Origin of the sequence: Nocardia sp. CA-151230, assembly GCF_050942175.1 — a bacterium.
Classification (GTDB): domain Bacteria; phylum Actinomycetota; class Actinomycetes; order Mycobacteriales; family Mycobacteriaceae; genus Nocardia.
On the sequence record NZ_CP192061.1, the window covers coordinates 4,017,712 to 4,032,295 of the forward strand.

Genomic DNA, 14,584 nt, shown 5'->3' on the forward strand with positions numbered 1-14,584 from the left:
CACGGTGGTCGTCAGCGCGGTGTTGGTGTCTGGTCACCGGAACCGTTTGAGGTAGTCCTGCCAGTTCCAGGTCGACAGGAAGGTGAGCGCGGCCTGGTAGCCGTTGCTGTAGAGCGCCCGGGTTTCGGCCGGGGTGATCTCGAAGTCGACGACGCCGACCTTGGTCGAGTCGACCCGGATAACGCGGGCAGCGACCCAGGGCTGGTTGAGGTAGGTCTGATCCCGGCCGACCAGGATGGTGGAGATCATCTGCTCCAGTAGGTGCAGTGCCCCCGGTTGCGGCAACCGCAGCAGCGGTATGACCTTGTCGTCACCGGCGGGCAGGTTGGGCAGCAGCGTGACGCCGAAGGTGGGCCAGCGCGGGGGCTTTCCGTCGGTGCGGTCGAGCGAGTCGATCGGGAAGTTCGACAGCAGTCCGCCGTCCAGCAGCGTCGAGGCCACCTTCGTCGTGGTGTTTTCCAGCGGGACCGGTCGGAAGAAGAAGGGGATGGACATCGACGCGCGGACTGCGTCTGCCACCGACTGCTCGTCGGGGTCCAGGCCGTAGACGGATCGGTAGTCCCAGGGCAGCCGCACCAGCTGGCCCAGCGTGACGTCGGAAACGGTGACGACCAGCTTGTATCGGCGCTCGGGCGGCAGGTCCTCATCGTTGATCTTCAGGTCACCGAAGGTGTGGACGTTCAGGTCGGCCAGCTGACTGCGGACCCAGTCGTGGGCGTAGTCGCCCTTGAAGATGCCGTTGCCCAGTTGAAGTGCCAGGGCCGGTCCGGCGAATGGGATCCGCCCCAGCGGCGTCGGGTCGAGGAACTTTCGGTAGTCCAGGCTCAGCGCGACGTCTTTCAGCGCCTGGCCGGTCAGCCCGGCGGCAACGATCGATCCGACGACCGCGCCGGCTGAGGTGCCCGACACCCTGTGCGGGGTGTATCCGGCTTCGGTCAGCGCCACGGCAGCCCCGACGAGTCCGACGCCCTTGACGCCGCCACCCTCGAGGACAAGGTCGGCCCGCAGCACCTGATCGGCCTCGGTCACGGCGCATTCCTGCCGTCTCGATCGGTGTCGCACAGTGGCTCGAGGTGAGCGACGCGATTGCGCAGACTGTGCAGCCTGTAGACCCAGTACATGATCACCGGAGGGTCGCAGTGGTACGGGAACGCTTTGCTGACGCGTCATCCAGACGGAGCATCTGCGTGTCGCCGCTGGCGCCGTTGGTCCCGCCGAGTGTCCGGTCGTCCAGTCCGAACATCTCAGTCACGATGCCGTCGAGTACAGCCGCCAGGTGCACCTGCCCTTCGAAGCCGCGGTGCTGCTGCACTCGGTGCACGCGCACCGGCCCGGGGTGCCCGGACCCGGCGGACAGGTGGCGATCGCGGTTGGACCGAGGTGGCATTACCGAACCTCCCTACGAAAGCCAACAGTCCATCGTGCGCAAACACATCGCCATCGACGCCCTATCCAAGCCTCGCAACGACCTTCCCATCGCCTTCTGCATCCTGCTGCTCTGCCTCGGTGGGTGGGTCGGTCTGGTCGACGATAGCGAGGATCTTGTCGATGGGGGCGCATTGAACGGTCACGATTTGAGGTTGCGGTAGCTTTCACGGAGAAACCAACGAAGTGGGCCTGACCTGCGAGTTCAACACTCGGATGCGGACAGGGTCGGGCACGGCTCATGCTGCGGTCCCAGGCGCTGATTGCATCAGCTGAAACGTGCATACGATGCAATCGCCTCTGTGCTGGTGTTCCGCGACCTGCGGTGACGGTGTCGGCGCGCAGGTAGCTGTATCGGTTTCGCGGCAGATGCCGAATTCCTTGGCCGGCAACGACTTCGACTCACCTGCCGTGGCACGCTTGCGTAGCCGCCCGGCCTGGGCGTCGGTCAGGGCGGGCTTGCGGCCGGTGTAGGCGCCGCGGACCTTGGCCGCGGCGATGCCCTCACGCTGGCGTTCGAGGATCAGCGCGCGTTCGAACTCGGCGAAAGCACCCATCACGACAGCAACAGGGTCGCGATCGGCGAGTCCTCGCAGGTGAAGGTCAGGTTCTGTATCACGAACTCCACTCGCACGCCCGTTCCGCTGAGCAACCGGACCAGGCGGCGCAGGTCGTCGAGGTTGCGGGCGAGTCGGTCCATCGAGTGCACGAGGACGGTGTCGCCGTCGCGGACGAAGGCCAGCGTCTCGTCGAGCTGCTGCCGTGTGGTGTCCTTGCCCGACGCCTTGTCGGTGAAGGTGCGTTCGACCTCGATCCCGTCGAGCTGGCGCACGATGCTCTGATCGACCGAACTCACCCGGATTTAGCCGACCTGCAGTACCGGCCGTGTCTCACGCCCAAACTGTCAAGCTGAACTTCGAGGGCCTATCGCACATGTGTCAGGAAATTCGGGAACCGACTTCTGTGACTCGCAGCGGTAGATGGCGGTGTTCTCGCAGCGTCAGGTGGCACCGATGACGAGGGGTGCTGCGGGCGGTTTCGACGACGTCGGTGGTGATGGTGTCAGTTCGGTCGACCCGGCCGCGGTCACGCCTCCATTTCCGCTGCGCCGGACCACGTCAGCTATCGGCGGTCCCTACTTGGTGCTCCAGTCGTGTCCGCAGGCCTATCGGCGCAGGTAGCATGGGCTGCGCCCTCGCGTGTGATGTGCAGTTCGCACGATGTCGCGCTGCGGGGTGTCTGCTGCAAGTTCGGTTCTTCCGGATCTTCCCGACCACGTGGCCGCACGGCCTGGACACAGGGAGGTATTCACATGAAGGCGATCGTGGTGACGGACCAGGCCGCCGGAACGGGCGGGATGACGTTGGTGGAGCGGCCCGAGCCGGATGCGGCGAGGTTCGCTAGCCTCTCGGGCGCGAGCTACGGCGATGTCGTCGTCGAGGTTCATGCGTCGGGATTCACTGGGGATGAGTTGGAGTGGCCCTCGACCTGGATCGATCGGCTCGGCCGGGACCGGACACCGTCGATCCCCGGGCATGAGCTGGCCGGAGTGGTCAGCGCTCTCGGCTACGGCACAACCGGCCTGTCGGTGGGACAACGGGTATTCGGGCTCACCGACTGGACTCGCGACGGCACGCTGGCGGAGTACGTAGTCGTCGAAGCGCGTAATCTCGCGCCGCTGCCGGGCGACATCGACTTCACGGTGGGCGCGGGCGTCACGATGGCGGGCTTGACCGCCTGGCAGGGGCTGTTCGAGCACGGCCGTCTTCAGGCGGGGCAGAGCGTCCTCGTGCACGGTGCGGCCGGCGTAGTCGGGTCGATGGCAACCCAGCTCGCACGTGAGGCCGGCGCCTACGTTATCGGCACCGGGCGCGCGGCCAGCCGGCAGACCGCGCTCGACTTCGGGGCGCACGAGTTCGTCGACCTTCAGAACGACTCTCTGGAAGACATCGGCGGAGTCGATCTGGTCTTCGATGTCATCGGCGGAGACACCCAGAAGCGGTCCGCGGATCTCGTTCGATCCGGAGGAACGCTGGTGACCGTCACCGGGCCGCCCGAGGCTCGGCCCGCCCACGGACTGGCGATCGACTTCGTCGTCGTATCCGACCGCACCCAACTCGGTGAGATCGCCCAGCGGGTGCGCGACGGACGAGTGCGGACGAACATCGGCACAGTCGCGACCCTCGACGACGCCGTCGCCGCCTTCAACCCGACCAAGCGACGCAAGGGGAAGACGGTCATCCGCGTTCGTCCGTGAGGAACGCGATCTAGGGTTGTGGGCTGAAGGCTGGATCAGGGCGTCAGCTCACCGGCAGGTCCCGACCGAGCAACCTACGGTGGGCGAGGAACGTGTCACGTAGGTTGCCCCATCATCGGGCAGCCGCCCATCAGGCTGCACATCCATTGACACAACATCTGCATAGGGGAGTTCATGTCGCCGATTCCTTCGTCGTCGAGTTATCCGGCCGCGGGCGTCGATCCGCAGCTGGTAGCACCCGAAACGGGTACCGACCCGCGATCTGTATGCCGGCTCGCTCATGTCAGCATCCCTGCTCACCCACAAGATTGCACGGACTCACGGTCGTTTGCCGTTGATCAACGCTAAACCGCCCAGACCGATCCCCGAAACCCGCAAGCTTCAACAGGCCACCGAGCTGAGCAAATGTGACCACAGACCTCCGCCTCGAGACCGTTCCGGCCATCGGAGCGATGTCTTGCAGTCAACCGCCCTGGGGTAGGTAATTGAGTCGTCCCGGCCGGGTAAAGCACCCGAGCCCGCTGAGGTCGTGCCGGAGATCAACTGCGCCGAGCCGGGGTTTGGTCCACGGAACGTGGTGACGCTCATCCCGATCGGCGTCATCGTGTCGATTCAGGTGGGCAAGAAGACCAACGGCCGCAAACGCCCGGATAGGCGATGCGCCGCGCCCAGGTGTTACCGCCGCACGCCGCGAACCCTCAGGCCCCGCATCTGCAACGATCCAGCAAACATCGCCTCCGTGTGGACGCGTCCGGAGGCGAAAACTGCCAGGATGTCGTACGACCAGGCTGATACCGTGCGGACTTGTGACGTCTGGAGGGACATGTTCACAAAACTCGTCAAGGTGGGTCGGGTAGCCTGCGCCGGCGCCCTGGGCGCGGCGTTGCTCGGGACTGGCGCGGGGGTCGTGCAGGCCGATCCCGGTCCGCCGGTGATTGGGGGCGGTTCCGGAATCATCATCGACAACACGGAAATCTGCACCGTCACCACCGTCGGCCATGATGCGGCCGGACGACTGGTCGGCCTGACCGCCGGGCATTGTGGCGAGCAGGGCTCCCAGGTGTGGGCCGAGCAGGACCGCGGCGCCGGCGTGATCGGGCATTTCGTCTACTCCGACACCGACGCGGCCCTGGACTATGCGGTCATCCAGTTCGATGAGGGCAGCATCATTCCGGTCAACCGGATCGGCAACACGACGATCACCGGGATCGGCGCGCCCGCGACGTTCCCGATGACCAGCTGTAAGCAAGGCCGCACAACCGGCAACACCTGCGGAATCACCTGGGGCGACTTCCAGACCGGCAATACCTATACCCAGATATGCGTTGCCGAGGGCGACTCCGGTGGGCCCGTGGTGGTCGGTACGACGCTGGTCGCCATGGTGCGCGCCTACCTGGTCGCGGCCTGCTTCGGTCCCGAAGTCGGCCCCAACATGTCGGCGATCGTCAACGATATGAATGCGCGCGCCGGGGTTGGCGCGGGGTACTACCCGATCTGATGCCCGAGCGTGTTCGCCTGAAAGTGGTTGTGCGGGGCGGTGATTCGAGTGCGAAAAACTCAAGTCACCGCCCCGATCCGTGTTCGGGGGCGTTCGGCTGCACGGCCGGACCGGTCACGGCGCAATGCGGCAGGCCGGCCCTGGCCGGAGACCGGATCGACGTTCGCAGCAACCCGTCTGGGTATGGTGGGGGCGACGGCTCGAAGGGCACTCGGCCGTGGCCTCGACTTTCGCGGTGCGCGCTCGGAGGTGCTCCTGGTAGCCGCCGCAGGCGGGGGATCGCCTATTGGAACTGTCCGAGAGTGTCGGCAACCTGACAAAGGACACAACCGTCACGGCTACCATCCCCGTCGGCAACGGGTCGATCTATCTGGCGGTGGACCCGGGCACGCACACCGTCTACACCGTCAACAGGGACGACAATTCGGTGTCGGTGATCGTCGCTTCCGCCCACACGGTACCGCCACCATCCCGGACGGCAAGGGGCCAGAGGGTGTGGCAGTCGACCCCGGCACCCACACCGTATATGAGGTGCCGGAAGTTCTTCGGACAGTGAGATAAACCCGCCTGTCGGAAAGCAGGACTGCAGTAGCGCGGTTACGAGATGACGCCACGCGACGCTACTCATTGGACGTCGACGCACGCACCAGGAACCGCACACGGGACACGGTCCCTGCCACGCCGGCGCCACCAACGACGATCGCCATAAACCCCCACTCGGGGATCACTCCGAGAACCTCTAACACCACCCCACAAGCCACGATGGGGACATAGACGAGCAACATCAGGCCGAGTACTTGTCGCCTCCAACCCCGCCGCTGTGGCAATCTCCCTAGCGTCGCTTCGAAGACATTGACGCGGCCCAACCGGGACCGCCCTCCCGACCGGACACGAGCGACCGAGACCGCGATCCAGACCATCAGCCAGAAGACCACCGTGATGGCTATCCCTAAAAGCAGTCCGCCTGCGTAATCCCAAAACGTGTTCAAGCCTGCACTCCTCGCCGTCGAACACCGAGCCCAGTCAGGCGGCCGCTGCCGCATCCCCTTCCTGACCCGACGCTAGAGGGTCCCGCGCGCCCGCACCCGCTGACGCGCCGACACGCTGGTTCGCCGGTCGAACAGGACCCTGCATGCAGACAGGACGCCCGCGAAAGTACTGCAGCTCGGCCTGTAGGCGGGCGGCCTTCCATCTGCGCAAGCGGCGTCAGTCCAGAATTGAGTTGCTACACGGCCTCTCGGTCTACTGCCAGCCTCGGGTAGCCCTAACCTTGAGTGCGCGGGACGGCAGTCGTACCCGCCCACTTCCGTCAGCGGCGGATCCTCCCCGGCACCGAGTTGGTTTCGGCCCGCGCCGATCTCGGGGACGCTCTTGTAGATCGTGGACCGTGAGACCCCGAGCCGCCGGCCGATTCAGGACACCGATTCATCAGGCCGGGTCGATAGGGCGAGGTTGTGGCGGTCGACCCCGGCACCCACACCGTCTACGCCTCCAACATGGACGCGCTGATACAGCTGGAATCGCGCGGGCTGGTCATCGCGACCTATCGCCGGCGACGATGGCGCATCAGCGAGCGCGGACGAGCCGTCGCCACGTCGAAGAGGCGGCAGCTAACGTGAACGGCTCGAACCTCTTTGGGTGGCGGTCACCACGGGTCTGCCTTTCGCCGTGTGTGTCTGCGCGGTGCGCTGGCCCGCGGCATCGGCCAACCGATCCCACCGACAGCGGGGAGGCAATGAGCATGAGCGAGTCATTCGACCCCGCGCCGGAGGGGTCCGCGAACGACAACTGGAATGAGCACATCAACCGGAGACAGCGGGACGGCTGAGCGCCACCATGAAGATAGGCACGATGAACGCCCGAGCTTGCGATCGGTTCGGGCGTTTTGCGTTGTCGAGATCATCTGCTGCCCAGCGAAATACGACGTACTCATGGGACGGCAGTAGGAAGACAGAGGCGGGCGTTGCGGATCGTGTGTCGCGAACCGCTTACGCCACGGCGCCAGCCAACACCTTCGACAAGCCCCTGACCAGGCCGACCCGCTCAGCGTTGCGCAACATCAGCACCGCCCCCGGCCTGCGACACGATCACCGTCCACCGTCAACACCGGATACGGCGTTACACTTCCCGACCAGAAGGGTGCTCCTCACTCACGAAGTTTCCGTCTTCAGCAAACATTGTCGCAAGTCGGCGTACGGATCCCTCTTCGTTGGCTATGGCACGATGGGAATCCTCTGCAGCATTTGGCATGTGCCGCTCAAAATCCAGATGCAAACCGACATATGAAAAGATCAAGGGCGGTGAATCATGAACGATGAAAGTATTGCTCAGAGTGAGATCGGCCGAATTCTCGGCCCGGGCGAGAATATGCTGTGGACCGGACGGCCGAGGCGAGGGCTGGCGCTTCATGCATGGGATGCGTTCATGTTTCCGTTCGGTCTCGTCTTTTGTGGCTTGGCGGTGTTCTTCGTAATCAGTGACGTGGCCGAGGGTGCATCTCCCTTATCCCTGCTGTGGGAAGGTGTGTTCGTCATAGCCGGTCTCTATCTCCTGTTGGGGCGTTTTATTGTCGACGCCCAGCGTCGGGCGCGCACCTTCTACGGTGTGTCGAACAGGCGGATAATAATCATTTCACGCCTTTTCGGATACAAGGTGCAGACGTTCAATCCGCGCACCCTCGAACATTTGTCTATCACAGAACGTTCCGGAGGTGACGGCACCATTTCGTTCGCTGCGATCAGCTTCTTCGATCCTCGGTGGTCCACCGTCTTGTGGATAGGCGCAAGCCCGCTTCCGGCGTTCGAGATGATCGAACACGCAAGAAGTGTTTACGAGCTCATCGAGAGGACTTGGACTCCGCAAGACTAGTGTCATGCGTCTGAAATTGCGCCTGTAAGTTGGCATTTTGTTCTTGTGGCTCATCGTGGACCGTCTGCTGTGGTGATCGTGTTGTCCGACGCTGAGCGTGCCGAGTTGCTGTGCAGGTCCGGGTGGCCGGACGTGCGTGCGTCGGAGCGGGCTCGGATCGTGCTGGCCTGCGCGGACGGCGAGTCGAACGCCGGTGCGGCAAGGACTTTGGGTGTCGCGGTGGCAACGGTGGCGAAATGGCGGCGGAAGTTCGCCGCGGACCGCCTCGACGGGCTCGAGGATGCGGGCCGTAGCGGGCGGCCGAAAGCCGATCTGGTGTTGAGCGAAGCCGAACGCGCTCAGCTGGTGTCGTGGGCGCGGCGGGCGAAAATCGCGCAGTACCTGGCGATGCGAGCCAAGATCGTGCTGCGTTGCGCCGAGGGCGGCACGAACAAGCAGGCTGCGGCCGATCTCGGGGTCGACGAATCGACTGTGGACCGGTGGCGGGTTCGGTTCATCGCCGGCCGCCTGGACGGCCTGCAGGACGAGCTGCGGCCCGGCCGGCCGCCGTCGATCCTGCTCGACCAGGTCGAGGACGTGATCGTGGCAACGCTGGAATCGGCCCCGGGCAAGGACACTCACTGGTCGCGCGCGTCGATGGCGGAGCGGACCGGACTGTCGAAGTCGACGATCGGCCGGATCTGGCGCAAGTTCGATCTGAAACCGCACTTGCAGGACTCGTTCGAACTGTCCACCGATCCACTGTTCGTGGAGAAAGTGGTGGATGTCGTTGGCCTGTACGACAATCCGCCCGAGAAGGCGATCGTGCTGTGCGTCGACGAGGAGAGCCGGATCCAGGCACTGGACCGGTCCCAGCCGGTGCTGCCCGGCATGCCCGAACGCCGCACCCACGACTACCTGCGGCACGGCATCACCAGCCTGTTCGCCGCGTTCAACATCGCCGACGGTACCGTCATCAGCGCACTACACCGGCGCCACCGCGCCGCTGAGTTCAAGAAATTCCTGGTCACGATCGACAAAGCGGTGCCCCGAGAACTCGACGTGCACCTGGTGTGCGACAACTACGCCACCCCACAACACCGCCGAGGTCGAAGCATGGCTGGCCCGGCATCCCCGCTTCCGCATCCACTTCACCCCGACCGGATCATCGTGAATGAACCAGGTCGAACGCTGGTTCGGCCTGCTCACCGACAAACTCATCCGACGCGGCGTCCACACCTCGGTCGAGGGCCTCGAAGACGACATCACCGCCTGGATCCAGACCTGGAACGTCAACCCGCGACCGTTCACCTGGACCAAAACCGCCGACGAGATCCTTCAATCCCTCGCCGACTACCTCGCCAAGATCAACCCGAAAACAACCAATCATCAAGATACAGGGGCAATTTCAGACGCAGGACACTAGCTGCGCGGTAGAACTGCCGTCGGCGTATGCCTGGATCAGTTCGTCGACCGTCGTGGAGGTGAGCCGCCGCTCAATTCGGCGCGGTTCGCGAGGCTTCGTGGCGGAGCGCTTCTTCCGTTGGCGAGGGAGTGTCGAGGGCCGTCCGGTATCGATTTTGGCGCGGGCGGATTCGAGTTTCTGCAGGTCAGTGCGTTTGGAATAACGTCCAGCCAGGTCCACCCACTCGAACCTGCCGACCCGGCTGTGCGCGATCGTGCTGATCGGCGGCCCCATGGTCCTGGTGATCGGCGCCTTCGCCCCAGCGAAAGCGCGAAAATCCTTCGGGCCCAAGGAGAAGTCCGAACGCGCCGTGGCCAACGACGAAACCGAGCTCGGTTCGAACAGTGGAAGCTGCAGCATTCGTCGGCGGTCGAGTTTAGTGGGTCGCGCTCACGGGTAGCTGGCGCCGTTTCATCCTGGAGATGGCGGGTACGCCCGGTCTGTGAGGTGACTGCATCATGAGCGAGAACAGGCAACTACCCTCTCCGGCTGCATCCAAGCCTGCGTCGTCGGGTTGAGCGATGGTTCAAGGTCTGCTGATCAGGCTGCCCGCGGTGGGGTTCGACCTCGCGCTGGCGGCGTCGACCGGAATGTTGCGCCGGGTTGTGCCGACGGCATCTGCCCCGATCCGAGTGGCCGCCGGTGCGGTGAATATCGGCGTGGGCACCGCTGTGCGCGCAGAGGCTGCGGTGTGGGGGACAGCTGTGCGTGTGGGCCGGGTCGGATTGAACGCGGCGACGCCGGGTCGGGGGTATTGGCAGGCCGGATCACGGGTGCAGCTGCCGTTGCGGCCGGCTGCGGGCACGACAGTACGGAGCATGGAGACGGCGGCCAGACGGGTGGCCGCCGGCCTGACCAAACGCCCGGACGTCCTCGCCGCGTACTGGGACGGCGGGCTGGCCCGGCTGGTCGTACAGATGACACAGGACGCGGTCACCGAGCGGGTGGTCGATCGCGCGACCGAGCTGGCGGCCGGGCAGAAACTGGAACGTCCGGACGAGGATGTTCTCGAGCCCGCCCATCCCGGCCACACCGGAGGTATCCGCTCCGGGGCGCTCGCGTTGGCCTGCGACGCGGTGGGCGTCACCACCGCGCTGGCCGCCCGGACGGTGCGGCTGGGGAGCGCGCCGCCTCTGGTCACGGCCGGGGCGACGCTGCTACGCGAGGATCCGCGCATACGGAGAATGCTGCGTCGCCGTCTGGGACGCTCCGCGACCGATCTGCTGTTGGCCGCGGTCAATGCCGCAGCACTGGCCATCGGGCAGTCGCCCATCGCCTTGGCCCTGGACGCCGCGCTGCGGGCGAGCCAGTTGGCCGAAGCCGTTGCCCGCGCTGCTGCCTTCGACGCTGCGCACGACACGGTCTGTGCGCCGGGGCGACTGAGCCTGGCCGCCGGGCAGAACGCCCGCCCGCCGCTGCGGCGGTACCCGGGCGAACGGTTCCGGGAGCAGGCGGTCACCGCGGCTGCGTTCGGTGCGGCCGGAACGCTGCTGTTCACCGGCGATGTGCAGGAGGCGGCGGAGGCGCTGCTGGCCGGGAACCCGAAGGCTGCTCGTTACGGCCCGGCGGTCTTCGCCGCCACGTTGTGCACCGAACTGGCCCGCGAAGGCGTCCTGGTGCGCAACCTCGACCGGCTCAGGCAGCTGGAGTTGGTCGATACGGTGGTGCTGCACCCGCAGGCTCTGCGAACCACCCGCCGGACGGTGCTCGATGTCAACACGAACGTGTCGGACTGGAGTCATGACCGGCTGTGGCAGACCGCGACGGCGGCGCTGATCTCGGGTGGGGAACTGGACCTGCGACCGGTACCCGACCAGAGCCCCGCCGCCGAGACCGGGCTGATGATCGCGTCCGAGCGGGGCAGAAACATCGGCTCGGTCCTGGTCGGCTGGGAGATCGACCCGCTGGCCGAGGCCGCGCTGGACGCGGCCCGCCGGGCCGGACTGCACGTCGTGGTTCAGGACGACGGCAGCCTCGGCGACTTCGGCGCGCTGGCCGACGAACTCGTGGGCGCCGAACGGCCGTTGGCCGAGGTGGTGGGGGAGCTGCAGCGCAGGGGGCGGGTAGTTCTGACGGTGGCCAATGTGCCCGCCGGCGAGGCGGTGAGCGAACAGCAACTGGGCTCGGAGGGCCGCGATGTGCTGGCAGGGTTGATGCGCAGCGACATCGCCGTCTCGCTCACCGATGAGCACAGCGCGGTCGTGTGGGGTGCCGACGTCCTGCTGCTGCACGGCCTCACCGGGGCGTGGCGCATCCTGGCGGCGATCCCCGCCGCGCGCAGGGTCGGAAACCACACCCGGATCTTCGCCGAGGCGGGCGCCGCGCTCGCGGGGCTGATGGTCGTGACCCGGGGTATCCGCTCCGAACGCATCACCTTCCCGCTCGGCGTTCGGCTCGGTCCGATCAACGCTGCCGCTGCCGCTTCCCTGGTCTCGGGTTGGCGCTCGGCCCTACAGGTCAGTACCGACCGCGCACCGCACCCGCCGCCGCGGATACCGTGGCACTCGCTGCAGCCGCAGGAGGCGCTGGCCCGGTTGCGAGTCGTCCGTACCACCGAGTCCGACGCGCTGGCTGACGCACGCAACATTGCCCGCTTGGTCGTGCGTCTGCCGGTCTTCACTCCGGCGCGCCTGACCATCGGCCTGGTCAGCGCGATCCGGTCCGAACTGAACGATCCGCTCACACCGTTGCTGCTCGTCGGCGCGGCGGCCTCGGCCATGTTGGGGTCCACTGTGGACGCGCTGATGGTGCTCGGCGCTGTGGGGGTGACCGCCCTGGTCGGCGGGGTGCAGCGGTTCCGGGTCGAGCGGGCGCTGTCCGGGCTGAAGCGCGAGCAGCGTCGACAAGCTCGCAGAGTGGCCGACTTCGGCCAGGGCGAAACCAGCACGGTCGAAGCTGCGAAGTTGGCTCTCGGTGAGGTGATCGAGCTCTACACCGGCGACGTGGTACCGGCCGATGCCCGACTGCTGGCGGCGGAGGAGTTGGAGGTCGACGAGTCCTCGCTGACCGGGGAGTCGCTGCCCACTCCCAAGCAGGTGGACGCCACACCGCAGGTACCGGTGGCCGACCGCCACTGCATGGCGTATCAGGGCACCACGGTGGTCGCCGGCCACGGCCGCGCGGTCGTGGTGGGAACCGGCGCCGACACCGAGACCGGCAGGGCGGCGCATCTGGCCTCCCACACCCCACCGGCGCCCGGTGTGCAGGCCCGGCTGCACGAGCTGACCACCGCCATGCTTCCGTTCACCCTGCTCGGCGGCGCAGCCGTGACCGGCTTGTCGCTGCTGCGCGGTCGGCCGGTTCGAGAAGCCGTCCGCGGCGGGCTGGCCGTCGCGGTGGCGGCCGTCCCCGAGGGCCTGCCGCTGGTCGCGACCGTCGCGCAACTGGCCGCGACCCGACGCCTCAGCCGGATCGGCATCCTGGTCCGCACCCCGCGCGCCCTCGAGGCGCTCGGCCGGATGGACACCATCTGCTTCGACAAGACCGGCACTCTCACCGAGAACCGCCTGCACGTGGTGCGCCTGGCCACCCCGGACGGGATCGAGCACCCAGCCGACTCCGCGGACGCGGCCCCGCTGCTCCACGCCGCCGCGCTGTCGTGCCGCACCCCCGACCACGAGGCGGGCATCCACGCCCATTCCACCGACGAGGCGATCCTCGCCGCAACCCCGCCCGGATCACCATGGACGCCCGTGGAGGTCCAGCCCTTCGAAGCCAGCCGGGGATACGCCGCCGCCGTCGCGACCGATGCGACGGGCACCCGGATGCTGCTGGCGAAGGGCGCGCCCGAGGTCATCCTGCCCGCCTGTACAGAGACCACCGGCGACGCGGAAGCACAGTCCCTGGCCGGCAGCGGCCTGCGGGTGCTGGCTGTCGCCGGCCGCCGGCTGGCTCGCGACAACGAGGCCGACGATGTGCTCGCACGACCACTGGCCGAGCTGGACCTGCTCGGCTTCCTCGCCCTGGCCGACACCCCGCGCTCCAGCTCCGCACCGCTGGTGACCGACCTGCGCCGGGGCGGCATCCGGCCCGTCATGCTGACCGGCGACCACCCGCAGACGGCTCGCGCTGTCGCGGTCCAGCTCGGCTGGCCCGACGATGTCACGGTGGTCACCGGCGACGAGCTGGCTGCCCAGGACCGGGCCGGCCGGGCGTGTCTGCTGCGCAACAGCGACGTGGTGGCCCGCGTCGCACCCGAGCAGAAGGTCCACGTGATCGAGGGCCTGCGGGCAGCCGGGCGCGTGGTGGCCATGGTCGGCGACGGCGCCAACGACGCCGCCGCCATCCGCACCGCCGACATCGGAGTCGGCATCGCCGTCCACGGCTCGGCGGCGGCGCGCAACGCGGCCGACCTGGTGATCGCCGGCGATGAGCTGACCGTGCTGATCGACGCCGTCGCCGAGGGACGAGCACTGTGGCGCAGCGTCGCGGACGCGATCAGCGTGCTGATCGGCGGCAACGCCGGCGAGATCGGCTTCTCCGTGCTGGGCACACTGCTGTCCGGCGCGTCGCCGCTGTCCACCCGCCAGATCCTGCTGGTCAACCTGCTGACCGACATGTTCCCGGCCATGGCCCTCTCGGTGACCCCGCGGGACGAGACAACCCAGGAGAACCACACCGTCGACAGCGGCCGCATCGGCGTCGCGGAGCTCGGCGACCCCCTGACCCGTCAAATCCGCCGCCGCGGCATCACCACGACACTCGCCGCGACCACGGCCTGGCTGATCGGAACCCTCACCCCGGGCACTGCGCGGCGCACCAGCACGATGGCCCTGTGCGGGGTCGTCGGCGCCCAGCTCATCCAGACCGTGGCCGGACGACGGCACAGCCCGCTCGTCCTGATCACCGTCATCGGCTCGGCCGCCGTCCTGGTCGCACTGATCGAGACACCGCTGGTCAGCCAGTTCTTCGGCTGCACCCCGCTCGGCCCGCTCGCCTGGGCCGGCGTCGCCACCGCAATGGGCGTTGCCGCACTCGGACCACGCCTGAACCCGATGCTGGAATCGCGACCGGTAGTTGACCCGCTGGATCCGCCGTCGGCGTGATCGGCAAACCATCCAATCGGATATGAGTCGGTCGAGGTCGTGGCGGT

The 14,584-nt window shown here is 67.0% G+C and carries 7 protein-coding genes and 2 pseudogenes; 6 read left to right on the plus strand and 3 right to left on the minus strand.

Features of this window, described 5'->3' with window-relative positions; genetic code table 11:
* Nucleotides 1-33: 33 nt before the first annotated feature.
* Together ACQP1O_RS18815 and ACQP1O_RS18820 are read right to left on the minus strand one after the other, a co-directional pair.
* Entirely contained in the window at nt 34-1,029 is a 996-nt protein-coding gene (locus ACQP1O_RS18815; protein ID WP_433567050.1) for a patatin-like phospholipase family protein, read from the minus strand.
* 635 nt (nt 1,030-1,664) lie between these two features.
* Nucleotides 1,665-2,287: pseudogene (locus ACQP1O_RS18820) on the minus strand (recombinase family protein).
* 450 nt (nt 2,288-2,737) lie between these two features.
* Here ACQP1O_RS18820 and ACQP1O_RS18825 point away from each other — a divergent pair.
* The 5 genes and pseudogenes from ACQP1O_RS18825 to ACQP1O_RS18845 all read left to right on the plus strand — a co-directional run bounded on the left by ACQP1O_RS18825 (nt 2,738) and on the right by ACQP1O_RS18845 (nt 9,453).
* Entirely contained in the window at nt 2,738-3,682 is a 945-nt protein-coding gene (locus tag ACQP1O_RS18825; RefSeq protein ID WP_433567051.1) for an NADP-dependent oxidoreductase, read from the plus strand.
* A gap of 823 nt (nt 3,683-4,505) precedes the next feature.
* On the plus strand, nt 4,506-5,180 hold the full coding sequence (locus tag ACQP1O_RS18830; protein WP_433567723.1) for a trypsin-like peptidase domain-containing protein: 675 nt from the start codon (nt 4,506-4,508) through the stop codon (nt 5,178-5,180).
* 1,454 nt (nt 5,181-6,634) lie between these two features.
* Nucleotides 6,635-6,799: a hypothetical protein gene (locus ACQP1O_RS18835; RefSeq protein ID WP_433567052.1), complete on the plus strand. Its 165-nt coding sequence runs from the start codon at nt 6,635-6,637 to the stop codon at nt 6,797-6,799.
* 688 nt (nt 6,800-7,487) lie between these two features.
* Complete coding sequence (locus ACQP1O_RS18840; RefSeq protein ID WP_433567053.1) at nt 7,488-8,048, plus strand: hypothetical protein; 561 nt, start codon at nt 7,488-7,490, stop codon at nt 8,046-8,048.
* Between the two features lie 15 nt (nt 8,049-8,063).
* Nucleotides 8,064-9,453: pseudogene (locus tag ACQP1O_RS18845) on the plus strand (IS630 family transposase).
* On the opposite strand, the gene ACQP1O_RS18850 reads toward ACQP1O_RS18845, so the two are convergent.
* Nucleotides 9,436-9,852, minus strand: coding sequence for a hypothetical protein (locus ACQP1O_RS18850; protein ID WP_433567054.1), 417 nt, complete (start codon nt 9,850-9,852; stop codon nt 9,436-9,438). The pseudogene ACQP1O_RS18845 and the gene ACQP1O_RS18850 sit on opposite strands and share 18 nt — an antisense overlap.
* A gap of 161 nt (nt 9,853-10,013) precedes the next feature.
* Here ACQP1O_RS18850 and ACQP1O_RS18855 point away from each other — a divergent pair, with 161 nt between their 5' ends.
* Nucleotides 10,014-14,537 carry an HAD-IC family P-type ATPase gene (locus tag ACQP1O_RS18855; RefSeq protein ID WP_433567055.1) on the plus strand — a complete coding sequence of 1,508 codons (4,524 nt, stop codon included), beginning with the start codon at nt 10,014-10,016 and terminating at the stop codon, nt 14,535-14,537.
* The last annotated feature ends 47 nt before the right edge of the window (nt 14,538-14,584 follow it).